Here is a 23,579-nt window from a genome sequence, read left to right as displayed (position 1 = left end):
GCCCCTTCGGCGTACGGCCGCGGTGTGCTTCAGGCCTCGACCGTTCTGCCGTCGTGCAAGGCGATGGCACGTTGCATGGCCTTGCGGGCGCGTGGGGTGTCGCGGGCGTCGTGGTAGGCGACGGCGAGGCGGAACCAGCTGCGCCAGTCGTCGGGAGCGGCCTCCGTCTCGGCCTTGCGCTTGGCGAAGACCTCGTCGGCCGAGTCGCGGTCGATACGGCCGCCGGGCGTGCGCCTGAGTTCGTCGACGGGCAGTCCGCCCGCGGCGTCCAGTTCGGCGGCGAGGGCGTTGGCCTTGCGGACGAACTGGGTGTTCTTCCACAGGAACCACAGGCCGATGACCGGCAGGATCAGGACCGCGACACCGAAGGTGACGGTGAGGATCGTGCCGGACTGGATGAGCATGACGCCGCGGCTGCCGACCAGGACGAAGTAGAAGACCAGGACGGCGGCCGTTATGGCGTAGGAGAGCTTGGCTCGCATGGCGGTGTCAGCCCAGGTCCAGGAAGTGTTCCAGGCCGAAGGTCAGGCCCGGGGTGGTCACCACGCGGCGGGCGCCGAGCAGGATGCCCGGCATGAAGCTGCTGTGGTGCAGGGAGTCGTGCCGGACGGTCAGGGTCTCGCCCTCGCCGCCGAGCAGTACCTCCTGGTGGGCGAGCAGGCCGCGCAGCCGGATCGCGTGCACCGGGATGCCGTCGACGCTGGCTCCGCGCGCCCCGTCCAGGGCCGTCTCCGTGGCGTCCGGTGCCGGGGCCGAACCGGCCTTCGCGCGGGCCTCGGCGATGAGCTGTGCCGTGCGCGTGGCGGTGCCGGAGGGGGCATCCACCTTCTTGGGGTGGTGCAGTTCGATGACCTCGACCGACTCGAAGTAGGGAGCGGCGATCTGTGCGAACTTCATCGTGAGGACGGCGCCGATGGAGAAGTTGGGCGCGATGAGGACGCCCGTCTGCGGGGACTCGGCCAGCCAGCCGTTCAGCTGCGTGAGGCGCTCGTCGGTCCAGCCGGTCGTGCCGACGACCGCGTGGATGCCGTGGCCCACGCAGTACTCGAGGTTCTCCATCACCGAGGCGGGGGTGGTCAGTTCGACCGCGACCTGGGCGCCGGACTCGGCCAGCGCCTCCAGCTTGTCCCCCCGGCCGAGGGCGGCCACCAGCTCCATGTCCTCGGCCGCCTCGACGGCCCGTACCGCCTCGGCACCGATGCGGCCCTTCGCGCCGAGAACCGCCACACGCAGCTTGCTCATCTTCTTGCTTCCTTAACGGAGTTCTGAACGTCCCGGAGGTCCGGGAGATGGTCAGGCGACGGCGTCGTTCAGACGGGCCGCCTGCTTGTCCTTGAGCGGGCCGATGACCGACAGCGAGGGACGCTGTCCCAGGATCTCGCGGGCGACCGAGCGGACGTCGTCCGGGGTGACCGAGGCTATCCGGACCAGCAGGTCGTCGACGGACATCTGCTCGCCCCAGCACAGCTCGCTCTTGCCGATACGGTTCATCAGCGCGCCCGTGTCCTCGAGGCCCAGGACCGTGGAGCCGCGCAGCTGACCGATGGCGCGGTCGATCTCGTCGTCGGACAGGCCGTGCTCGGCAACATGGTCCAGCTCGTCGCGGCAGATCTTCAGCACGTCGTGGACCTGCGAGGGCCGGCAGCCGGCGTAGACGCCGAACAGACCGCAGTCGGCGAAGCCCGAGGTGTACGAGTACACGCTGTAGGCCAGGCCGCGCTTCTCGCGGACCTCCTGGAACAGGCGGGACGACATGCCGCCGCCGAGCGCCGTGTTGAGCACGCCGAGGGCCCAGCGGCGGTCGTCCGTGCGGGCCAGGCCGGGCATGCCGAGGACGACGTGCGCCTGTTCGGTCTTGCGGCCGAGGAGTTCCACGCGGCCCGAGGTGCGGATCGTGCGGCGGCCGTCGCGCGGGGCGATGGGGGCCGCCTCGGCGTTCCTGAAGGCGCCCGCCTTCTCGAAGGCCGCGCGGACCTGCCGTACGACCTTGTTGTGGTCGACGTTGCCGGCCGCCGCGACCACGAGGTGGGTCGGGTCGTAGTGCTTCTTGTAGAAGCGCCGGATGCGGTCGGCGGTGAGGGCGTTGACGGTGTCGACCGTGCCGAGGACCGGGCGGCCGAGGGGGTTGTCGCCGAACATGGTGTGCGCGAACAGGTCGTGCACGCAGTCGCCCGGGTCGTCCTCGGTCATCGCGATCTCTTCGAGGATGGCGCCGCGCTCGACGTCGACGTCCTCCTCGACGATGAGCGAGCCGGTCAGCATGTCGCAGACGACGTCGATGGCCAGGGGCAGGTCGGCGTCGAGCACGCGTGCGTAGTAGCACGTGTACTCCTTCGCCGTGAACGCGTTCATCTCGCCGCCGACCGCGTCGATCGCGGAGGAGATGTCGAGCGCGGACCTGCGCGTGGTGCCCTTGAAGAGCAGGTGCTCCAGGTAGTGCGTGGCGCCGTTCAGGGACGGCGTCTCGTCGCGGGAGCCGACGTGTGCCCAGATGCCGAAGGTCGCGGAGCGCACCGAGGGCAGGGTCTCGGTGACGATGCGCAGTCCGCCCGGGAGGGTGGTCTTGCGGACCGTGCCGATGCCGTTCTCGCCCTTGATCAGGGTTTGGGTACGGGCAACGGCCCGCGCCTCCGAAGAGGTGCGGGCCGTCGCCGTGGAGCTGCTCGACGTCACTGGTCGGTGTCGTCCTTCTTGTCGTCGCTCGCTTCGCCCTCGATGACCGGGATCAGGGAGAGCTTGCCGCGGGAGTCGATCTCGGCGATCTCGACCTGGACCTTGGCGCCCACACCGAGAACGTCCTCGACGTTCTCCACGCGCTTGCCGCCCGCGAGCTTGCGGATCTGCGAGATGTGCAGCAGACCGTCCTTGCCCGGGAGCAGCGACACGAACGCACCGAAGGTCGTCGTCTTCACGACGGTGCCCAGGTAGCGCTCGCCGACCTCCGGCATGGTCGGGTTCGCGATGCCGTTGATCGTGGCGCGGGCGGCCTCGGCCTGCGAGCCGACCTGGGCACCGATGTAGATGGTGCCGTCGTCCTCGATCGTGATCTCGGCGCCGGTGTCCTCCTGGATCTGGTTGATCATCTTGCCCTTGGGGCCGATGACCTCACCGATCTTGTCCACGGGGATCTTGACGGTGATGATCCGCGGGGCGTTCGGGGACATCTCGTCCGGCGTGTCGATCGCTTCCATCATCACGTCGAGGATGTGGAGGCGGGCGTCACGGGCCTGCTTCAGAGCGGCGGCCAGGACGGACGCGGGGATGCCGTCCAGCTTGGTGTCGAGCTGGAGGGCGGTCACGAACTCCTTGGTGCCGGCGACCTTGAAGTCCATGTCGCCGAAGGCGTCCTCCGCACCGAGGATGTCGGTGAGGGTGACGTAGTGCGTCTCACCCTCGATCTCCTGGGAGATCAGGCCCATGGCGATACCGGCGACGGGGGCCTTCAGCGGCACACCGGCGTTCAGCAGCGACATGGTGGAGGCGCAGACCGAGCCCATGGACGTCGAGCCGTTCGAGCTCAGCGCCTCGGAGACCTGGCGGATCGCGTAGGGGAACTCCTCGCGCGTCGGCAGGACCGGCACCAGGGCGCGCTCGGCGAGCGCTCCGTGGCCGATCTCGCGGCGCTTGGGGGAGCCGACGCGGCCGGTCTCGCCGGTGGAGTACGGCGGGAAGTTGTAGTTGTGCATGTAGCGCTTGCGGGTCACCGGGGAGAGGGTGTCCAGCTGCTGCTCCATGCGGAGCATGTTGAGGGTGGTGACGCCCAGGATCTGGGTCTCGCCACGCTCGAACACCGCGGAGCCGTGCACGCGCGGGATGGCCTCGACCTCGGCGGCCAGCGTGCGGATGTCGGTGACACCGCGGCCGTCGATGCGCTTCTTCTCCTTGATCACGCGCTCACGGACCAGCTGCTTGGTGAGCGAGCGGTACGCGGCGGAGATCTCCTTCTCGCGGCCCTCGAACTCCGGCAGGAGCTTCTCGGCGGCCAGGCCCTTGACGCGGTCCAGCTCGGCCTCGCGCTCCTGCTTGCCGGCGATGGTGAGTGCCTGGGCGAGCTCGGGCTTGACGGCGCCGGTGAGCGCCTCCAGGACGTCGTCCTGGTAGTCGAGGAAGATCGGGAACTCGCCGGTCGGCTTGGCGGCCTTCGACGCGAGGTCGGCCTGGGCCTTGCAGAGCACCTTGATGAAGGGCTTCGCGGCGTCCAGACCGGCGGCGACGACCTCCTCGGTCGGCGCCTCGGCGCCGCCCGCGACCAGCGTGATGGTCTTCTCGGTGGCCTCGGCCTCGACCATCATGATCGCGACGTCGCCGTCCTCCAGGGCGCGACCGGCGACGACCATGTCGAAGACGGCGTCCTCGAGCTCGGAGTGCGTCGGGAACGCGACCCACTGGTTGTTGATCAGCGCGACGCGGACGCCGCCGATCGGGCCGGAGAAGGGCAGGCCGGCCAGCTGCGTGGACGCGGAGGCGGCGTTGATCGCCACGACGTCGTACAGGTGGTCGGGGTTGAGCGCCATGATGGTGGCGACGACCTGGATCTCGTTGCGCAGGCCCTTCTTGAAGGACGGGCGCAGCGGGCGGTCGATGAGGCGGCAGGTGAGGATGGCGTCCTCGGAGGGACGGCCCTCACGGCGGAAGAAGCTGCCGGGGATCTTGCCGGCGGCGTACATCCGCTCCTCGACGTCCACCGTCAGGGGGAAGAAGTCGAGCTGGTCCTTGGGGTTCTTGGAGGCGGTGGTGGCCGACAGCACCATGGTGTCGTCGTCCAGGTACGCCACGGCGGAGCCGGCGGCCTGCTTGGCCAGGCGGCCCGTCTCGAAGCGGATGGTGCGGGTGCCGAAGGAGCCGTTGTCGATGACGGCCTCGGCGTAGTGGGTCTCGTTCTCCACTAGCGTTTTCTCCGTTACTTGTCGTCTTTCGTCCCTCGTGCCCGTGTGGCAGGGGGACGGTTGCGGAGAAGCGCTCCGTCTGGTGCGGGCCGGTCTTCGATCGAAGCACCCGGGTCGCTTTCCCGGGGGCCACTACCGAGGACCGGCGGCGGCGAGGCAGCGCTTCTCCTCGTTCGTTTGGTGATGGCGGCCTACCCCTCCGGGTACGGCCCATCACTCTGTGGTGTCGTGCGTATTGCGTTGTGCTACCACACTACAAAGCGGCAGTGACACTCCGCACGTTTCCGTACGTACGGCAAAGGGAGCGGTCCCCACTCTTCCGGGAACCGCTCCCCTCACGGCGTCTTACTTGGCGCCCGCCGCACCGCGGCGGATGCCCAGGCGGTCGACCAGCGCACGGAAGCGCTGGATGTCCTTCTTCGCCAGGTACTGCAGCAGGCGACGGCGCTGACCGACCAGGATCAGCAGACCACGGCGGGAGTGGTGGTCGTGCTTGTGCGTCTTGAGGTGCTCGGTCAGGTCCGAGATCCGGCGCGAGAGCATGGCGACCTGGACCTCGGGAGAGCCGGTGTCGCCCTCCTTCTGGCCGAACTCGGTGATGATCTGCTTCTTCGTAGCGGCGTCGAGCGACACGCGTACTCCTTGTAGTCTGTGTGGCCACCGAGTGCCCCCGGTCTTTGTCTCGGGGGAGCTTCCGTTACTCGGGAGGCGGGGATCCGCTGGGCGCTGCCTCCGGGGCCGCCAGGTGAACCGGCGGGGCTCCGGGGGTGCGTACACAAACGGCCGTCACTCAGGGTACCAGGCAGTCAGGGCGCCTTTGGCCGGGTGTGGAAAGCCGGAGGGCGGCGCGGGGGCGGCCACTAGTGTGAGCGAACAGATCGTTTGCATACGCGGGGAACGCGTATGCGGGGAAGGGGTCGCTGGGGCATGGCGGAGACGGAAGAGCAGATCAAGGCGCGCAAGGAGCGGGAGCGCGATGAGCTGTACGCGCTCGACATCTCCGGCGTTGAGTGGCAGAGCGCGCCCGGCACCGAGGAGCAGGAGGAGCGGGTCGAGATCGCCTACCTGCCCGCCGGGGCCGTGGCCATGCGCTCGTCGCTCGACCCGGACACCGTTCTGCGGTACACGGAGGCCGAGTGGCAGGCCTTCGTGCTCGGGGCGCGGGACGGCGAGTTCGACCTGGAGCCGGCGCCGCACGACGGGGACCGGGCGGCGGACGCGTAGAGACGTCACTCGACGGGGTGGCGGGGCCGCCCCGTCGCGGGCGTCGGGGACCGCCGCGGTCTCTGCTCCTTCACGGCGAGGGTCTCGATGCCGAGGACGAGATACACCCACCGGGGCTACCCCTTGGCGGGGCCGTCGGCCTTCTTGACGCCGAAGAAGAGGCGGCCGTCCTGGACGACGATGTCGTTGTACTCCGTCATCGTCATCAGGTTCGGCCTCCTCCGGCAGGTCGAAGTAGAGGTAGAGGTGCGGGGTCTCGGTGTCCCTCTGCGGGTCCAGGCCGAGGCGTCCCGAGGGTATGACGTGCTGGTCGGTCACGCGCACGGCGAGCAGCTCGTCGCCGCTCATCCGCACCGGGCAGAGGAGCGAGCCGGGGCCGGAGTCGAACTTCTTGGTGGTGTTCCCGGTCGCCAGGCCGAAGCCGATGGTCGAGTTGGAGTTGATCGGCTCGCCCGAGTCCTTGCTGCGCAGGAAGACCTGGCCGTCGCTGACGGCGATGGCCGGGCGGTCCTCGGTGTTGAGGTGGTCGTCGTAGGAGCACTCGCCCACGTAGGTGCCGCTCTGCAGGCGGATCACGGCGCGGGTCCTGCCCCCGGCCCCGGCGTCGGGGTGAAGTGGTCACCGAAGCGCCCCTGCTGTGCCGGGCGGCATGATCACTCGCGCGACCGGGTGAGATCGGACGCGGTCAGGGACCTTGCTGGGTAAGGCAGTTCGGGGACCATGGCGGTTCGGGGCTCCGCGACCACTTCTCTTCACGTTCTGTGCAGTGGGTTCACGATTATCGCCCGGTTTGTTCACCAATACGTAGGCTGTGTAGGCGACTTCTGGGCTGGTTGTGACGCAGTGGTCAGGCGCTCAGGAGTGGACGGGCCTGCCGGGGTGAGGCTTCTGGTGATTAGGCTGGGGTGAGGGCGCGTCGCCAGACCCGTGGACCGGGTGGCGGCACTCAGGGGGAAAGCCGGTGGAATCGGACGACCTCGGAACGACACAGGACGACAAGCAATGGTCGCCCCTGCACGGCATGAGGGTGCTCGACCACACCAGGAGGAATTGTGAGCAGCGATCGGGACGGGATCCGCGGGGGCTGGGCCACACCCGGCGATGACCAGCCCGACGTGGAGTCCGCCATCGAGACGACGGGCGAGTTCACCATCGACTACGCACCGCCCGCCTGGTACACGCAGAACGCGTCCGAGGGCGCGGGCGGCGGTGCGGGGGGCGGGGCCGGTGAGCCGGGAACCGGCGGGTCCGGTGCGGCCGGATCCGGTTCTACGGCGTCCGGAGCGGGCGGCGCGCCTGGGGCCACCGGCGCCGCTGCGGGCCGTCCTGGCGCTGTTCCGGGCCGTCCTGGCGCTGTTCCGGGGGCGCCCGCTGCTGCCGGCTCCCCCTCCGATTTCTCGATCTCCTCGCTTCCGGGGCTGACTCCGCCGGCTCATTCCATGCCGAAGCCTCCTTCGTCCGGCGGCCCGGCCTCCATTCCGGCGCCTGCTCCGGGGGCTCCGTTCGCGCCCCCTGCTGCGGCGCCCGCGCCGGGGGCTCCCTACACACCGCCGACGGCTCCTGCCGCGGGTGCGCCGTACCCGCCGCCCGCGCCGCCCGGACCGCCGAGCGGTGGTCCGGGGGCGATGCCCAAGCTTCCGGTGGGGAGTGGGTTCGAGCCTCAGCCGACCGGCGATGCGTCGTCGCCCACCGCCGTACCGAACCTTCCTGCCGGTGGGTTTCAGGCCCAGTGGGGAGTTCCGGCTGCGCCGGGCGAGCCCCCGGTGGCTCCTCCGGCAGCTCCGTCGGCTTCCGTTTCCGCGGAGGACTCCGGGGACGAGGCCGGGAACGGCGACCTGGAGAGCGGCGCCACCATGCGGTTCTCCTCCGTGGCTCTGAAGCGGGAGATCGCGGAGCGCGCCGCCGCGGCCGCTGCCGAACCTTCGGTGGAGCCGACGGACGAGGACGACGGAGTAAGCGCAGAGAGCACCGGGAGCGCGGTCCCTGACGAGGCTGACGGATCCGTCGACGACGGCGCCGCGGACGAGGGTGCGGAGGCCGACACCGCAGCCGGCGCCTCGGGCGGTGACGTCGAGGTGACGGACACGTCCGCGGACGCGGAGAGCGGCGCCGCGGACGAGGTCGTCGACGACGATGAGAGGGAGGACTCCGACTCGGCCGACGCGGTCGGGGAGTCCGACTCGGCCGACGCCGTCGAACTCGGGGTCTCCTCCAGCTCCTTGGAAGCCGGCGGCGAACCCTCCGAGGAGGCAGCGCCTTCGGCGATCGAGCCCGAGGAAACCGGTGCGGGCGAGGCGGACGGGGCGGAGGAAGCGGACGAGGCGGCTGCCGTCGACGCGGAGGCGGATGCGGTGGCCGGGCCAGAGGACGCAGCGCCGCATGGCACTGAGCCTCAGGACACCGAGCCTCAGGACACCGGGCTTTCGGATGCCGTGACCGAGGACGCAGTGACCGAGGACGCAGTGACCGAGGACGCAGTGACCGAGGACGCAGTGACCGAGGACGCAGTGACCGAGGACGCGGTGCGTGAGGACGCCGAGCCCGACGACGTCGTACCCGTGGACGCGGTGTCTCAGGGCAGTGAGCCCCAGGACGCCGTGCCGAGCGCGGCCGACGCCCCGCAGAGCGCGCCGCAGGCCGCGCCGACCGCATGGGCTCCACCGCCGGCACCGCAGGGCGGGCTCCCGCCGTTGCCGCCGTCGTACCAGCCGGCGGCCCCCGCGTCGGCGGCCCAGTGGCCGGCACAACCGCAGCAGCCTCAGCCGCAGGACCCGTCGGCGCCTGCGCAGCCGCAGCCCGCGGCGGCTCAGGCACAGCCGCCCCAGCAGCCCCTGTCGCCGCAACAGCCGCATTTCCAGCCGCAGGCCCCGCAGCCCGCCCCCGCGGCCTGGAACCAACCGAACCCGGCACCGGCCCCCGCGCCCAACCCGCAGGGCGGCTACGGCTTCCCCCATCCCGGCGGCGCCCCGGCCCCCGCGCCGAACGCCCCCGACGGCTACGGATTCCCGCCCCCCGGCGCACCCGCACCAACGAGCCCGCCCGCCCCCAACCCTCAGGCGCAGCCCGGCGGTTACGGCTTCCCGCAGCCGCCCAGCCCGCAGGCCCAGCCGCAGCCGGGCATGCCGCCGCAGGCCCAGCCGCAGCCCGGCGTGCCCCCGCAGGGACAGCCCTACCCCGGCTTCCCTCCGCAGGGACAGCCCCAGCCCAACGTGCAGGCCCCCCATCCCGGCGGCGCCCCGGCCCCCGCGTCGAACGACCCCGACGGCTACGGATTCCCCCACCCCGGTGCGCCCGCATCCGCACCGACCACCCCGCCTGCCCCCAACCCGCAAGCCCAGCCCGGCGGTTACGGCTTCCCTTACCCCGGCGCACCCGCCCAGGGGCAGCCCCAGCCCGCCCCACCGGCCCCCGACACCCCGGGCGGTTACGGCTTCCCGCCCCCCGGCGCACCGGCCACGGGCACGCCGTTCACCCAGCAGGCCCCCAACCCGCAAGCCCAGCCCGGCGGTTACGGCTTCCCTTACCCCGGCGCACCCGCCCAGGGGCAGCCCCAGCCCAACGCACAAGCCCCGCAGGCACCGCAGCCCCCACACGCCCCTCAGCCCCAGCCGCCGCAGGGTTTCGCCGAGCAGCAGCCGCAAGCGCCACATGCACCGCAGCCGCCGCAGGCGCCGCAGGCGCCACAGCCCGTCGATCCCCGTGCCGGTGCCGCCTGGCCCCAGCCCATTCAGCACGATCAGCGGCAGATGACCAACCCCGGTGCCGCGCCGCTGGGTTACACCGCTGCCGTGGAGCTGTCCTCCGACCGGCTGATCAGCAAGAAGCAGAAGGCCAAGAGCGGGCGTCCGGCGGCGGCGCCGAGCCGGTTCAAGATCGGCGGGAGGAAGGAGGAGGCCGAGCGGCAGCGAAAGCTCGAACTGATCCGGACGCCCGTGCTGTCCTGCTACCGGATCGCGGTCATCAGCCTCAAGGGTGGTGTCGGCAAGACGACCACGACCACCGCCCTCGGTTCCACCCTCGCCACCGAGCGGCAGGACAAGATCCTCGCGATCGACGCCAACCCGGACGCCGGTACGCTCGGCCGCCGCGTGCGCCGCGAGACCGGGGCCACCATCCGTGACCTCGTCCAGGCGATCCCGCACCTCAACTCGTACATGGACATCCGGCGGTTCACCTCCCAGGCGCCGTCCGGCCTGGAGATCATCGCCAACGACGTCGACCCGGCCGTCTCCACGACGTTCAACGACGAGGACTACCGGCGGGCCATCGATGTGCTGGGCAAGCAGTACCCGGTCATCCTGACCGACTCCGGCACCGGTCTGCTCTACAGCGCCATGCGCGGTGTGCTCGACCTCGCCGACCAGCTCATCATCATCTCGACGCCGTCGGTGGACGGTGCGAGCAGTGCCAGTACGACGCTGGACTGGCTGTCCGCGCACGGATACGCCGACCTCGTCTCACGGTCCATCACCGTCATCTCCGGTGTGCGCGAGACCGGCAAGATGATCAAGGTGGAGGACATCGTCAGCCACTTCGAGACGCGCTGCCGCGGTGTCGTGGTCGTGCCGTTCGACGAGCATCTGGCCGCCGGTGCCGAGGTCGACCTCGACATGATGCGGCCGAAGGTGCGGGAGTCGTACTTCAACCTCGCGGCGATGGTCGCCGAGGACTTCGTACGGCACCAGCAGATGCACGGGCTGTGGACGAGTGACGGCAACCCGCCGCCGGTCGCCGCCCCGCCGCTGCCGGGCCAGCAGTACGCTCCGGGCCAGCCGATGCCGGGCCAGCCGATGCCCGGGCAGCCAATGCCTGGACAGCAGGTCCCCGGTCAGCCGCCGGTTCCGGGGCAGCCGGGCCCGTATCCGCAGGCTCCCCAGCCGCCCCAGCCCGGCCAGCCGTACGCCCCCGGTCAGCCCTACCCCCAGCCGGGTCAACCGCCCGCGCAGCCCGGACAGGCGTATCCGCCCGGCCAGCCCGGCCAGCCCGGCCAGCCTTATCCGCAGCAGCCGGGTCAGCCGTACCCGCAGCACCCCGGGCAGCCCGGTTACGGCTACCCGCAGCCTCCGCAGCAGCCGGACGGGCAGACCCCTCCCCCGCCGCCCCAGCAGTAGCGGTGAACGCCGAAGGGCGGCCGGAGCCTGTGAGGCTCCGGCCGCCCTTCGGCGTCGTAGGAACGGCTATTCGGCGGCCGCCACCAGCTCCCGGCAGCGCTTCACGTCCTCGGCCATCTGTTCGAGCAGGGCCTCCAGGGACTCGAACTTCGCCTGGCCGCGCACGAAGGCCAGGAAGTCGACGGCCACGTGCAGGCCGTACAGGTCCAGGCCCACGCGGTCGATGGCGTACGCCTCCACTGTGCGCTCGGTGCCGTCGAACTGCGGGTTCGTGCCGACGGAGATCGCCGCCGGCATCACCTCGCCCTGGGCGTGCAGCCAGCCGGCGTACACGCCGTCGGCCGGGATCGCGGTGTGCGGGAGGGTCTCGACGTTGGCCGTGGGGAAGCCCAGTTCACGGCCGCGCTGAGCTCCTCGCACCACGACGCCCTCCACCCGGTGCGGGCGGCCCAGGATCTCACCGGCGCCCTCGACGTCGCCCTCGGCGACCAGGCGCCGGGTCAAGGTCGAGGAGAAGGGCTCGCCGCCGCCCGCCGTACCGGTCACGTACAGGTCCACGACCTCGACCTCGAAGTCGTAGACCTTGCCCTGCTCGACGAGGAACTCGACGTTCCCCGCGGCCTTGTGGCCGAAGCGGAAGTTCGGGCCCTCGACGACCGCCTTGGCGTGCAGCCTGTCGACCAGGACCTTGACGACGAAGTCGGCGGGCGAGAGCTTCGAGAACTCGGTGGTGAAGGGGAGGATCAGCAACGCGTCCACGCCCAGGTCGGCCATCAGCTCGGCGCGGCGGTGGTGCGGGGCGAGCAGCGGCGGGTGGCTGCCGGGGCGCACGACCTCACTGGGGTGCGGGTCGAAGGTGACGACCACGGAGGGAACGCCCAGCTCCCGGGCGCGGTCCACGGCATGCCGGATGATCAGCTGGTGCCCGCGGTGGACGCCGTCGTAGGACCCGATGGTGACGACGCTGCGCCCCCAGTCCTCGGGGATGTCCTCCAAGCCACGCCAGCGCTGCACTGTGACCGCTCCTCGAACCCGTGTCCGTGTCTACCGACCTCTTACGCAGGTCTAAGGGTGCCATGCCGGGCGCGGACCGCCCTCATCGGCATGGGGGCTGTGACCCGACGCACGCGGGAGCACAGCTCAGACGGACACTCGTACGCCGGACAGGTTCTCGATCATGCGGCGGGTGCCGGGTCCCACCACCGCCGCCCAGGTCTGCGGGGTGTCGGTCAGCCAGCCGGCCATGCGGGCGGCGAAGCCGGGGACCTGCCGGCCGAGGTCGACCAGCGCGCGGTCGAACCGGGCCGCGCCGTCCGGGGTACGGACGAGGAGCAGACCGCTGCGGTGCACGAGCTCGCGTACGTCCTCGCCGCCGCACCGGCCTGCCGCCCGCAGCAGGGCCTCCAGGACGGCGGGGGCCCGTTCGTGGGCCAGCAGGAGGTCGAGGAGTTCGCGGCGCTGCAGGCGGGAGGCGGGGGTGCCGGGAGCGGCGAGTACGGCCGCGAGTGCGGCCCTGACCTCTTCCGGACCGCCGTCCAGAAGGCCGGTGACCAGGGGGAAGAGCACGGCCCTGGCCGACGGCCCCTGGTCGAGGCGCCGGTCGACGTACGCGGCCACGTCGACGGCGGTCTCCGGGCGCCGTTCCACGGCCTCGTGCACGAGGGCGGCGACCCGTCGGGCGAGCGAGGGCGTGGTGACGTCGGCGAGCGTGCGCAGCGCCTGACCGGCGTCCGGCCTGCGCAGCCGGTCGCGGAAGGCGTCCAGGACCGGCTCCGGGTGCGTGGCGAGGGCGGGGACCAGTGCGCTCGGCGGGAAGTGCGGGTCGCCGGCCGCGAAGTGCCGCAGTGCCTGCGGGAGATGGCGGGCACGCGTGCGTGGGTCCCGCACGAGGAGGGCGAGCGCGCCGCCGTGCAGGGAACTGTCGGCGGGGCGGGCGAGCAGGGCGAGGGCCGCGTAGCGCAGCAGTTCGCGGTCGGCCTCGGTGCGGACGTGGGGCGTGGCACGCAGGCCGTACGCCACCGCCGCCACCCGGCGCGCGGGCCGCTCGTCGTGCGCCCACCGGTCGACGGCCCGGCAGACCGCCGACGGCTCGTCCTCGGCCAGCACGGCGAGCAACTCGTCCGCCTTCCGGTGCGCACACTCGACGAGTACCTCGGTCAGGTCGTCCAGGGCGAGATGCCGATAGGTGTGCAACAGCGCCTGCGCCGCGTTCGCGACGGTCGCGTGCGGGGTCGCGGGCAACGGGCGGTCGTCGTCGAACCAGCGTGTGAGGAGGGGTTGTACGGCGGTGGCGTCGGCGGCGAGAAGGTCGCTCGCGGCGTCCAGGAAACGGGGGGCGGTGTCCTGCGGGCCGTCGGCGAGGAGGAGGACGCCAAGCAACTCCAAGCACTCGGTCCGCGAAATCGCCAGGGCGGTCCAGAAGCCGGGCGCGAAGGCATTCGCGACAGCGGGGCCGGGACGGTCATCTCCGTCTGTCTCACGGGGATTGGGGCGGTCCTGTTCCCGGGGATCCGGGCGCTCCTGTTCCGGCGGGTCCGGACGCTCCTGTCCCCGGGGATCCGGACGGCCCTGTCCCCACAGGTCCGGACGCTCCCGTTCCCTGGCATCCGGACGGCCCGGCCCTCGCGGATCGGGGCGCTCCTGACCCCGTGCCTCCGGGCGGCCCTGCCCGCGTGCCGCTGCGAGCCGGTCGGCGAGCAGCCGCAGGACCGCCAGGTACGGCGTGGCGTCCGGTACGCGCAGCAGGGTTTCGGTGAGCAGGCGGGCGGCCCACCAGGAGTGCGGGTCCCTCTCCAGAGCGTGCGCCAACTCCTCCAGCCGAGCGGCGAGTTGGGGGGCGCCGTACTGCCGGGCGACCAGCAACAGGGCCTGGACGACCGGGCCGATGCGATGGTGCGGGACGGAGACCGGGTGGGCGGCGTCCGGGGTGCTGCTGCGGTGGACCAGGGCGCGCAGGGCTTCGTCGAGGTCGAGGTGCATGCCCTGGATCCAGTCGGCGAGTTCCTCGTGGGCGAAGCGGTAGCCGGTGCCGGCGGGGATGACAAGGCCCTCGGTGAGGACGGCGGACGCCCAGCCGCTGCCGCCGCCGAGCCGCGCGGGAGCCTGGCCCCACGGGAACACCGCCTCGAACGCCTCCCGGTCCAGCTCGCCCTGCCCGGGGCCGAGGCTGCGGCGGGCGGCCTCGTGGATCTGGCCGGAGACCTTCGCGGCGAGGCGGCGTACGGCCGTGCCGCGCAGGCCGTTCTCGGCGGCCAGCCTGACGGCGATGCGCAGGCACATCAGGTCCAGGTAGGCCGAGAAGACGTCGTCGCGGTCGACGCGTGCGTGCGGGGCGTCGGGGAGGGCGGCGCGGACCTCGGAGAGGAGGCGGAGGGTGAGGGGGTGGCGGGTGTCGGGGTCGGCGAGGGTGCCTTCGGGGATGCGGTAGCGTGCGCGGGCTTTTCGGGCCTCGTCGTCCTCCAGGTCGCCGAGACGGACGCAGGGCCCGCGGCGGAGCCCCTGATCGATACGGCCGCCCTCGCCGCCCCCGCCCGTCCCCTCCCCCAGGCCGTGCCCCCGGCCCTCCGCCGCCGGCCGAGCGGCACCGTCCGCAGACGCCGGACGTGCTGAAACCACCGACCCGCCGAACAGCAACTCCGCGGGAAACTCCGCTCCCGCCCCCTCCCAGTACTCCTCCCGGCACGCCACCACCAACCGCGCCCCCGTCTCCCTCAGCCAACTCGCCGTCCCCTGCGTCCACTTCCGCAGGTGGTGCGCGAGGACCGCCGGCATCTCCTCGGGGCCGTCCAGGAGGAGCAGCAGGGGACGGTCCGCCGCGAACGCCACCTGTGCCAGGCGTTCCGGTGTGATGTCGCCGAGGTCCGCGACAGCCGTCGTCCCGGACGCGGTGACGATGCGGGCGGCGCGGGCCAGCGCCCGGCGGGCCGCGTCCGCGATCGAGGTGTCGTCGTCCTCCAGATCGGCGCCGCGCAGCCACAGCGTGGGGGCCGGTTCGGGGCCCCGGTTGCGGCGGGCGACGAGGGACACCAGTTCTGTCGTACGGCCGCTGCCCGGTGCTCCGACGAGGCCGAGGACGGTGGCCCGGCTCTGCGCGAAGGCGGTGAACTCCCGTGCTGCCGCGGCCCGTTCGACCGGCTCGACCGAAGCGTCCGCCCGGCCGACGTAACCCGCCAGTGTCCCCGGCGGGCCGTCCTGCCCCACGGAGGTGGCCGTCAGCTCCAGCACGCCGGCCAGGTTGAGGTCGGGTCCGTACGCGGGCACCGTCTCCGCGTTCCGGGCGAGCAGGTCGGCGAGCGGGCCGCTCGGGGCGGGGAGGAGCGGGACGGCGAATCCGCCGTCGCGCCGGCCGGAGTGGAGCGCGGTGCCGAGAACGCCGACGACGGCGCCGGTCCCGGCGTCCAGCACCGGCCCCCCGGCCGCCCCGCCGCCCAGCCGCAGCGCGTCCCGGCCGGCCGTGCCGATCGCCAACTCCAGTGCGCCGTCGAGGAGATGGAAGCGGTCTGTCGCCGCGTACGTCACGGAGGCGGCACCGAGTACCCGCGCCTCACGCCAGCATCCGGCGGCGATCCGCACATAGGTGCCCGTCTCGACCCGGTCCCGCACCGTGACCGGCAGTGGGTCCACGCCGAGGCCCTCGGTGCGGACAAGGGCCAGGTCCAGGGCGGGCAGCGCGGTCACCGCGTCGGCCGTCACGAGGCAGGTGCGGTCACCGGCGGCATGCAGTACGAGCCTGGGCAGACCGTCGACAGCCTCGTGGCTGGTGATGACGGTGCCGTGGTGGTCGGCCACGAAGCCGGTGCCGCGGGGGCGGCCGGCGAGGTCGTGGATGCGGACCAGCGCGTCGTCACCGGCGGGCGGCTGGTCCGCATCACCGGAATGTCCGGTCCGCGCGCCCTCCCCCTGCCGGTTTCCGCCCCCGGTCCGCGGGCCCCGTCCCGCCATGGCCGAACCTCCCCGCCGTACACCTGTGCCCTCACGTCGACGTTAGGCGCGCGGTGATCAGCGGGACAGATCGCACGGCGAACGCGCCCCCTTCCGCTCCCTCGGTTCACTCCGAGCGCCTGCCCGCACGGGTGAACAGACGGGGGTCGGTGGATACACCCTAGGGGTGGGGGAACCGAGGGGGACCGTGGAGCGGCGGCGCAACCCCGTGATCGCCGCTCCACGGGCGGGCAGCCTCGGTGTCCCCGTTCCCCGGTTCCCCGGTTCCCCGGTTCCCCGCCTGCCGCCTGCCCTATCCGAGCCTCAGCCGAAAACGGCCAGGCTCTTCGCCTTGCCCTTCTGCTCCTCGACGAGCACCAGGAAGCGCCCCTCGGGGTCGAAGACGGCGACCGGGCCGCGCGACGCGTACTCCTCGGGCATCTCGACACGCACGCCGTTGGTGAGCAGCCGGGCCCGCTTCTCGTCCACGTCCCAGCGCGGGAACGCGGCCGCGGCCGCCTCGGCGATCGGCAGCACGGTCAGGTCCTCCTGCAGCTGGTCCAGCGTCCGGGCCGAGTCCAGCTTGTACGGGCCGACGCGGGTGCGGCGCAGGGCGGTGAGGTGTCCGCCCACGCCCAGGTCGGCGCCCAGGTCACGGGCCAGGGCCCGGATGTAGGTGCCGGAGGAGCAGACGACGGACACCACCAGGTCCAGCATCGGGGTGCCGTCCTCGGCGACGGCGTCACGCACGTCGTACACCGCGAAGGACGAGACCTTGACCGGCCGGGCCGGGATCTCGAACTCCTCGCCCTCCCGCGCCCGCTTGTACGAGCGCACACCGTCGATCTTGATCGCGCTCACCTTCGACGGCACCTGCATGATGTCGCCGGTCAGCTTGGCGATCCCGGCGTCGACGGCCTCCCGGGTGACCTTCGAGGCGTCCAGCGACCTCGTGATCTCGCCCTCGGCGTCGTCCGTGACCGTCGTCTGCCCGAGGCGGATCGTGCCCAGGTACTCCTTCTCGGTCAGCGCGAGGTGACCGAGCAGCTTGGTGGCCTTCTCGACGCCGAGGACGAGCACGCCCGTCGCCATGGGGTCGAGGGTGCCTGCGTGCCCGACGCGGCGGGTGCGCGCGATCCCGCGCATCTTGGCGACCACGTCGTGCGAAGTGAAGCCCGACGGCTTGTCGACGATGACAAGCCCGTCGGGCGTCCGGTTCCTCTGGGTCATTCGGCGGTGTCGTCCTCGTCTTCACCCGGCTTCTTGTACGGGTCGGCTTCGCCCGCGTACGCGGCGCCCGCCGAGACCTCGCGCACCTGCTGGTCGGACTGGCGCGCCTTGTCGAGGAGGTCCTCGATCGTCTTGGCGGTGTCCGGCAGGGCGTCCGCCACGAAGGCCAGCGTCGGCGTGAACTTCACGCCCGCCGCCGCGCCGACCGCGGAGCGCAGGACGCCCTTGGCGCTCTCCAGGCCGGCGGCCGCGGCCGCCCGCTCCTCGTCGTCCCCGTACACCGTGTAGAAGACGGTCGCCTCCCTCAGGTCACCGGTGACCCGGGTGTCCGTGATGGTGACGTGCGAGCCGAGCCGCGGGTCTTTGATCCCGCGCTGCAGCTTCTGGGCCACCACCTCTCGGATGAGGTCCGCCAGCCTCTTGGCACGCGCGTTGTCGGCCACTGGTCCGTCTCCTTAAGTGCTTACTTCTTGCTTCAGTCTTCGTCGCTGTGGAGCCTGCGCCGAACCGAGAGCAGTTCCACCTCGGGCCGTCCGGCGACCAGCCGCTCGCAGCGGTCCAGTACGTCGGTGAGGTGTCCCGTGTCCCCGGAGACCACCGCCAGCCCGATCTCGGCCCTGCGGTGGAGGTTCTGATTGCCCGTCTCCGCCGCGCTCACCGCGTACTTGCGCTGGAGCTCGGACACGATGGGACGGACGAGAGAGCGTTTCTCCTTGAGCGAGTGGACGTCGCCGAGGAGCAGGTCGAAGGACAGAGTCCCCACATACATGTGTATCCGGATGTCCCGCCGGTTCGGGGTACGGGCGCCACGCTTCGACGCCGATACGGGAACCGTACACGCAACGGCCGGGGCCGATCGACGGAAATTCCCTGAGGGAACTGCCCCGCCGACCGGCCCCGATCGCGTGCTGGGATCAGACGCGCGGCTTCTCGCGCATCTCGTACGTCGCGATGACGTCGTCGACCTTGATGTCGTTGAAGTTGCCGAGGTTGATACCGCCCTCGAACCCTTCGCGGATCTCGGTGACGTCGTCCTTGAAGCGACGCAGACCGGAGATGTTGAGGCTCTCCGCGATGACCTTGCCGTCGCGGACGAGGCGCGCCTTGGTGTTGCGCTTGACCTCGCCCGAGCGGACCAGGACACCGGCGATGTTGCCCAGCTTGGACGACTTGAAGACCTCGCGGATCTCCGCCGTGCCGAGCTCGACCTCCTCGTACTCCGGCTTGAGCATGCCCTTGAGGGCCGCCTCGATCTCCTCGATGGCCTGGTAGATCACCGAGTAGTACCGGACGTCTACGCCCTCGCGCTCCGCCATCTGCGCCGCGCGGCCCGCAGCGCGGACGTTGAAGCCGATGACGATGGCGTCGGAGCCGGTCGCCAGGTCGATGTCCGACTCGGTGACCGCACCCACACCGCGGTGCAGGACGCGGATGTCGACCTCTTGGCCGACGTCGAGCTGGAGCAGCGAGGACTCGAGAGCCTCCACCGAACCGGACGCGTCGCCCTTGATGATGAGGTTGAGTTCCTGCACCAGACCGGCCGCGAGGGCCTCGTCCAGGTTCTCCAGGGAGAACCGGACACCCCGGCGGGCGAAGTTGGCGTTGCGCTCACGAGCGGCACGCTTCTCGGCGATCTGACGCGCCGTGCGGTCCTCGTCGACGACCAGGAAGTTGTCGCCTGCGCCCGGGACGTTGGTGAGACCCAGGACCAGGACGGGGGTCGACGGAGTCGCTTCCTCGACGTTGTTGCCGTTGTCGTCGAGCATCGCCCGGACACGGCCGTACGCGTCGCCGACAACCATCGTGTCGCCGATGCGCAGCGTGCCGCGCTGGACCAGGACCGTCGAGACGGCACCGCGGCCACGGTCGAGGTGGGACTCGATCGCAATACCCTGCGCGTCCTGCTCCGGGTTGGCCCGCAGGTCGAGCGAGGCGTCCGCGGTGAGGACCACGGCCTCCAGCAGGCTCTCGATGTTGAGGCCCTGCTTGGCGGAGATGTCGACGAACATCGTGTCGCCGCCGTACTCCTCGGCCACCAGCCCGAACTCGGTGAGCTGACCGCGCACCTTGGTCGGGTCGGCACCCTCGACGTCGATCTTGTTGACCGCGACCACGATCGGCACGTCGGCCGCCTTGGCGTGGTTCAGCGCCTCGATCGTCTGGGGCATCACACCGTCGTTGGCCGCCACCACGAGGATCGCGATGTCGGTCGACTTGGCACCACGGGCACGCATGGCGGTGAACGCCTCGTGACCCGGGGTGTCGATGAAGGTGATCTTGCGCTCTTCACCGTTGACCTCGGTGGCCACCTGGTAGGCACCGATGTGCTGCGTGATACCGCCGGCCTCGCCCGCGACGACGTTCGTCTTGCGGATGGTGTCGAGAAGGCGGGTCTTACCGTGGTCGACGTGACCCATGACGGTCACGACCGGCGGACGCGCGACGAGGAACTCCTCGCCACCCTCGTCCTCGCCGAACTCGATGTCGAAGGACTCGAGCAGCTCGCGGTCCTCCTCCTCGGGGCTGACGATCTCGAGGACGAAGTTCATCTCGTCCGCGAGGAGCTTCAGCGTCTCGTCGGAGACGGACTGCGTGGCAGTGACCATCTCGCCGAGGTTCATCATCACGCCGACGAGCGACGCCGGGTTGGCGCCGATCTTCTCGGCGAAGTCGGTGAGGGACGCACCGCGCGACAGGCGGACGGACTGTCCGTTGCCGCGAGGCAGCATCACGCCGCCGACCGACGGGGCCTGCATGGCCTCGTACTCCTGGCGCCTCTGCCGCTTCGACTTGCGACCGCGACGCGCGGGACCGCCGGGACGGCCGAAGGCGCCCTGCGTGCCACCACGGCCACCCGGACCACCGGGACGACCGCCGAAGCCGGGACGACCGCCGCCACCGCCACCGGGACCACCCGGACGGCCGGCGAAACCGCCGCCACCGCCACCGGGACCACCGGGACGACCGGCGAAGCCGCCACCGCCGCCACCGGGACCGCCGGGACGACCGGCGAAGCCGCCGCCACCCGGACGACCGCCGCCGCCGCCACCGGGACGACCGCCGCCACCGCCACCGGGACCGCGGCCGCCGGGGCCACCGCCACCGGGACGCGGGCCGGCAGCCGGACGCTGGGGCATCATGCCGGGGTTCGGCCGGTTACCGCCGGGGCCGCCGCCGGGACGGGGGCCGCCGCCCTGCGGGCGAGGCATGCCGCCGGGAGTCGGACGCGAGCCGCCCGGAGCCTGCGGACGGGGACCGCCCGAGGCGCCCTGGGGACGCGGGCCGCCCTGGCCCTGCGGACGCGGAGCACCGCCGGGGGCACCCGGACCGCCCTGGCCGCCGGGACGCGGGGCACCGCCGGGACGGGGCGCCGAGGGGCGCGCCATGCCGGTGGAACCACCAGAGGTGAACGGGTTGTTGCCCGGACGGGGACCGGCCGGACGGGCACCGGGACGCGCAGCGCCGCCACCCTGACGCGGACCGGCAGGGCGGTCGCCGCGGTCACCACGGTCGCCGCGGTCACTACGGCCCTGGCCACCCTGGCCGGGACGCTCCGGGCGGGCGCCCGGACGCGGAGCCTGGCCGGCGGGACGCGGAGCGCCCGGACGGGGGGCGGAACCGGAGCCGGAGGAGGCAGCCGGGGCGGCGGGAGCCGCCGGGGGTGCCGTGAACTCGGGCGTCGTCGGAGCCGGGGACGCCGGGGCGGGCCGCGGCGCGGGCTTCGGGCCCGGGGTGGGACGGGGGCCGGGAGCGGCCGGCGCGGCGGGAGCCGCGGGCCTCTCGGCGGCGGCCGGCTTGGGGGCCGGCGGGCGCGGGGCGGCCGGACGGGCTGCCTGCGCGGGAGAGGGGGCTGCCGGACGAGCCGGGGCAGCCTTGCGTGCGGGGGCGGACTTGCCGCCTCCGTTGCCCTGCTGGAGGGCGTCCGTCAGTTTGCGGACAACGGGCGCTTCGATGGTCGAAGACGCCGAACGGACGAATTCACCGAGTTCCTGGAGCTTGGCCATGACGACCTTGCTCTCCACCCCGAACTCCTTGGCGAGTTCGTATACCCGGACCTTAGCCACTTCGCTCCTTTTAGGTCCGGGTTGCGTCCGGACCGTCGCTACTTCATGGGCGTACTCATCGCGTGCTCATCGAGTGCTCATCGCAATCTCGACCTACTTCCAACTCGCGGGGTACCAGGGCCGCACGGGGGTTCCGTGCGACGCGTCTTACGGTGTTGCCTGCTCGACATAGAGGCGCAACGCCTTTGTGTCGAGCGCTCCCGGGGCGCGCAACGCCCGCGTGAACGCCCGGCGGCGTACCGCCAGGTCGAGACAGACCTGGGCGGGGTGCACATACGAACCCCGGCCGGGCAGCGTACCGCGATGATCGGGGACACATTCACCCTCGACCGCCACGATGCGCAGCAGATCCCTCTTGGCCGCTCGCTGCCTGCACCCCACACAGGTGCGCTCAGGGCATGCGCGGGCGCGCGTCCGGCCAGACACTCCTAAGTCTACCTCCCCCTGACGACCTCACCCCTTTGGGGCAAGAATCGAACAGTTCCGCGCATACAACTGTCGTGATCTAAGCCATCCGCGGCTTGGATCTATTCCCCGCGCTGGTCCTCGGGCTGCTCGGTGTCCGGGCGGATGTCGATCCGCCAGCCGGTCAGCCGGGCCGCGAGGCGGGCGTTCTGCCCCTCCTTGCCGATCGCCAGCGACAGCTGGTAGTCCGGCACGGTCACGCGCGCGGAGCGGGCGGCGAGGTCGACGACCTCGACCTTGGAGACCCGGGCCGGCGAGAGCGCGTTCGCGACCATTTCGGCAGGGTCGTCCGACCAGTCGACGATGTCGATCTTCTCACCGCTCAGTTCGCCCATGACATTGCGCACCCGCCCGCCCATGGGGCCGATGCACGCGCCCTTGGCGTTCAGCCCGGACCGGGTGGACCGGACGGCGATCTTGGTGCGGTGGCCCGCCTCGCGGGCGATCGCGGCGATCTCCACGGACCCGTCGGCGATCTCCGGCACCTCCAGGGCGAAGAGCTTCTTCACCAGACTGGGGTGCGTGCGCGACAGGGTGACGGACGGGCCACGGACGCCCTTCGCCACTCGTACGACGTACGACCGCAGCCGCATCCCGTGCGGATACGACTCGCCCGGCACCTGCTCCTGCACCGGCAGGATGGCCTCGAGCTTGCCGATGTCCACGAGCACGTTCTTCGGGTCGCGGCCCTGCTGGACCACTCCGGTGACGATGTCGCCCTCGCGGCCGGCGTACTCGCCGAGCGTCGCGTCGTCCTCGGCGTCGCGCAGCCGCTGCAGGATGACCTGCTTGGCCGTGGTCGCGGCGATACGGCCGAAGCCGGACGGGGTGTCGTCGAACTCGCGGGCCTCCTGGCCCTCTTCGAGGTCCTCGGGGTCCTCCTTCGCCCACACCGTCACGTGGCCGGTTTCCCGGTTGAGCTCCACGCGCGCGTGGCGGCGGCTTCCCTCGGTGCGGTGGTAGGCGATGAGGAGGGCCGACTCGATCGCCTCGACCAGCAGGGGGAAGGAGATCTCCTTCTCCCGAACCAAGCCCCGCAGGGCACTCATGTCGATGTCCACGGCTACGCCTCCTCTTCCTTCTTGTCCTTGCGGTTGAACTCGACCTGCACACGCGCCTTTTCGACGTCCTCGAAGGCGAGTCTGCGGCTGGTGGCCTTGCGGCCCTTGACTCCGGGTACTTCGAGGTCGAGGCCTTCGTCGTCGACCTTCAGGATCCTGGCGACCAGCTCGTCGCCGTCGGCCAGCTGGAACCTCACCAGCCGCTCCAGGGCGCGCAGATAGTGCCGGTGCTCGGTGAGGAGGCGCTCCGCGCCCGGGGTTCCGACCTCGAGGGTGTACTCGCCCCCGCCCATCGCGTCGCTCTCGTCGAGCTTCGCCGAGAGCGCGCGGCTCACATCGGCGATCTGGTCGAGGTCGGCACCCGTGTCGGAGTCGACGACGACGCGCAGCACCCGCTTGCGTCCTACCGAGTCCACTGCGATCTCTTCGAGATCCAGCCCCTCTGAGCTGACGAGCGGTTCCAGAAGCTCTCGCAGCTTCTCGCTCTGGGTGGTGCTCATCCGGGTGACTCCTCGGCCGCGTGTGCTGTTGTGGGAAGGTCGCGTGTCTGGTCAAAGGGTATCCGGTCGCAGAGCGTGTTGCCGCCCACGTGTACCTCCGGTGGGGCGGGCGTCTCTT

At 71.7% G+C, this 23,579-nt stretch carries 17 protein-coding genes and 1 pseudogene; 4 read left to right on the top strand and 14 right to left on the bottom strand.

The window, feature by feature from the left end; all coding sequences use genetic code 11:
- Positions 1–29 precede the first annotated feature (29 nt).
- From OOK07_RS31685 to rpsO, 5 genes are all read right to left on the bottom strand, one after another.
- On the bottom strand, positions 30–482 hold the full coding sequence (locus OOK07_RS31685; protein ID WP_266685197.1) for a tetratricopeptide repeat protein: 453 nt from the start codon (positions 480–482) through the stop codon (positions 30–32).
- A gap of 7 nt (positions 483–489) precedes the next feature.
- On the bottom strand, positions 490–1,242 hold the full coding sequence (dapB, locus tag OOK07_RS31680; RefSeq protein WP_266799845.1) for a 4-hydroxy-tetrahydrodipicolinate reductase: 753 nt from the start codon (positions 1,240–1,242) through the stop codon (positions 490–492).
- A 51-nt stretch (positions 1,243–1,293) separates the two neighbouring features.
- On the bottom strand, positions 1,294–2,673 hold the full coding sequence (locus OOK07_RS31675; protein ID WP_266799844.1) for a M16 family metallopeptidase: 1,380 nt from the start codon (positions 2,671–2,673) through the stop codon (positions 1,294–1,296).
- On the bottom strand, positions 2,670–4,886 hold the full coding sequence (locus tag OOK07_RS31670; protein WP_266685194.1) for a polyribonucleotide nucleotidyltransferase: 2,217 nt from the start codon (positions 4,884–4,886) through the stop codon (positions 2,670–2,672). The genes OOK07_RS31675 and OOK07_RS31670 overlap by 4 nt, the downstream gene beginning before the upstream one ends.
- A gap of 345 nt (positions 4,887–5,231) precedes the next feature.
- Positions 5,232–5,519 (bottom strand): 30S ribosomal protein S15, encoded by a 288-nt coding sequence (rpsO, locus tag OOK07_RS31665; protein ID WP_030945091.1) that lies wholly within the window; start codon positions 5,517–5,519, stop codon positions 5,232–5,234.
- Positions 5,520–5,813: 294 nt separating this feature from the next.
- On the opposite strand from rpsO, the gene OOK07_RS31660 reads away from it, so the two are divergent.
- From OOK07_RS31660 to OOK07_RS31650, 4 genes and pseudogenes are all read left to right on the top strand, one after another.
- Positions 5,814–6,110: a DUF397 domain-containing protein gene (locus tag OOK07_RS31660; protein WP_266799843.1), complete on the top strand. Its 297-nt coding sequence runs from the start codon at positions 5,814–5,816 to the stop codon at positions 6,108–6,110.
- Positions 6,111–6,408: 298 nt separating this feature from the next.
- Complete coding sequence (locus OOK07_RS31655; RefSeq protein ID WP_266685190.1) at positions 6,409–6,645, top strand: hypothetical protein; 237 nt, start codon at positions 6,409–6,411, stop codon at positions 6,643–6,645.
- A gap of 517 nt (positions 6,646–7,162) precedes the next feature.
- Positions 7,163–7,243, top strand: a pseudogene (locus tag OOK07_RS43770) (SCO5717 family growth-regulating ATPase); the annotation flags it as partial.
- Between the two features lie 630 nt (positions 7,244–7,873).
- Positions 7,874–11,221 (top strand): nucleotide-binding protein, encoded by a 3,348-nt coding sequence (locus tag OOK07_RS31650; protein WP_406313388.1) that lies wholly within the window; start codon positions 7,874–7,876, stop codon positions 11,219–11,221.
- A 66-nt stretch (positions 11,222–11,287) separates the two neighbouring features.
- Here the strand turns inward: OOK07_RS31650 and OOK07_RS31645 are convergent, their stop codons facing one another.
- From OOK07_RS31645 to rimP, 9 genes are all read right to left on the bottom strand, one after another.
- Positions 11,288–12,235 carry a bifunctional riboflavin kinase/FAD synthetase gene (locus tag OOK07_RS31645; RefSeq protein WP_266685189.1) on the bottom strand — a complete coding sequence of 316 codons (948 nt, stop codon included), beginning with the start codon at positions 12,233–12,235 and terminating at the stop codon, positions 11,288–11,290.
- 126 nt (positions 12,236–12,361) lie between these two features.
- Positions 12,362–16,162: a trypsin-like peptidase domain-containing protein gene (locus OOK07_RS31640; RefSeq protein WP_266799841.1), complete on the bottom strand. Its 3,801-nt coding sequence runs from the start codon at positions 16,160–16,162 to the stop codon at positions 12,362–12,364.
- Positions 16,163–16,465: 303 nt separating this feature from the next.
- On the bottom strand, positions 16,466–17,371 hold the full coding sequence (gene truB, locus OOK07_RS31635; protein ID WP_266685185.1) for a tRNA pseudouridine(55) synthase TruB: 906 nt from the start codon (positions 17,369–17,371) through the stop codon (positions 16,466–16,468).
- Positions 17,368–17,814 (bottom strand): 30S ribosome-binding factor RbfA, encoded by a 447-nt coding sequence (gene rbfA, locus OOK07_RS31630; protein WP_266685183.1) that lies wholly within the window; start codon positions 17,812–17,814, stop codon positions 17,368–17,370. Before rbfA ends, truB begins: the two co-directional genes overlap by 4 nt.
- A gap of 32 nt (positions 17,815–17,846) precedes the next feature.
- A complete protein-coding gene (locus OOK07_RS31625) occupies positions 17,847–18,140 on the bottom strand; it encodes a DUF503 domain-containing protein (protein WP_266685182.1) in 294 nt (97 codons plus the stop codon).
- 145 nt (positions 18,141–18,285) lie between these two features.
- Positions 18,286–21,435 (bottom strand): translation initiation factor IF-2, encoded by a 3,150-nt coding sequence (gene infB, locus OOK07_RS31620; RefSeq protein ID WP_266685181.1) that lies wholly within the window; start codon positions 21,433–21,435, stop codon positions 18,286–18,288.
- Between the two features lie 147 nt (positions 21,436–21,582).
- Positions 21,583–21,861, bottom strand: a complete 279-nt coding sequence (locus OOK07_RS31615) for a YlxR family protein (RefSeq protein WP_266685174.1) — start codon at positions 21,859–21,861, stop codon at positions 21,583–21,585.
- A gap of 101 nt (positions 21,862–21,962) precedes the next feature.
- A complete protein-coding gene (nusA, locus tag OOK07_RS31610) occupies positions 21,963–22,961 on the bottom strand; it encodes a transcription termination factor NusA (protein WP_266799840.1) in 999 nt (332 codons plus the stop codon).
- Between the two features lie 2 nt (positions 22,962–22,963).
- Positions 22,964–23,461 carry a ribosome maturation factor RimP gene (gene rimP / locus OOK07_RS31605; RefSeq protein ID WP_266799839.1) on the bottom strand — a complete coding sequence of 166 codons (498 nt, stop codon included), beginning with the start codon at positions 23,459–23,461 and terminating at the stop codon, positions 22,964–22,966.
- Positions 23,462–23,579: the final 118 nt, after the last annotated feature.

Source organism: Streptomyces sp. NBC_00078, from assembly GCF_026343335.1.
GTDB lineage: Bacteria > Actinomycetota > Actinomycetes > Streptomycetales > Streptomycetaceae > Streptomyces.
Note: the sequence above shows the minus strand (reverse complement) of the source record. Positions and strands in the feature narration are given on the sequence as shown.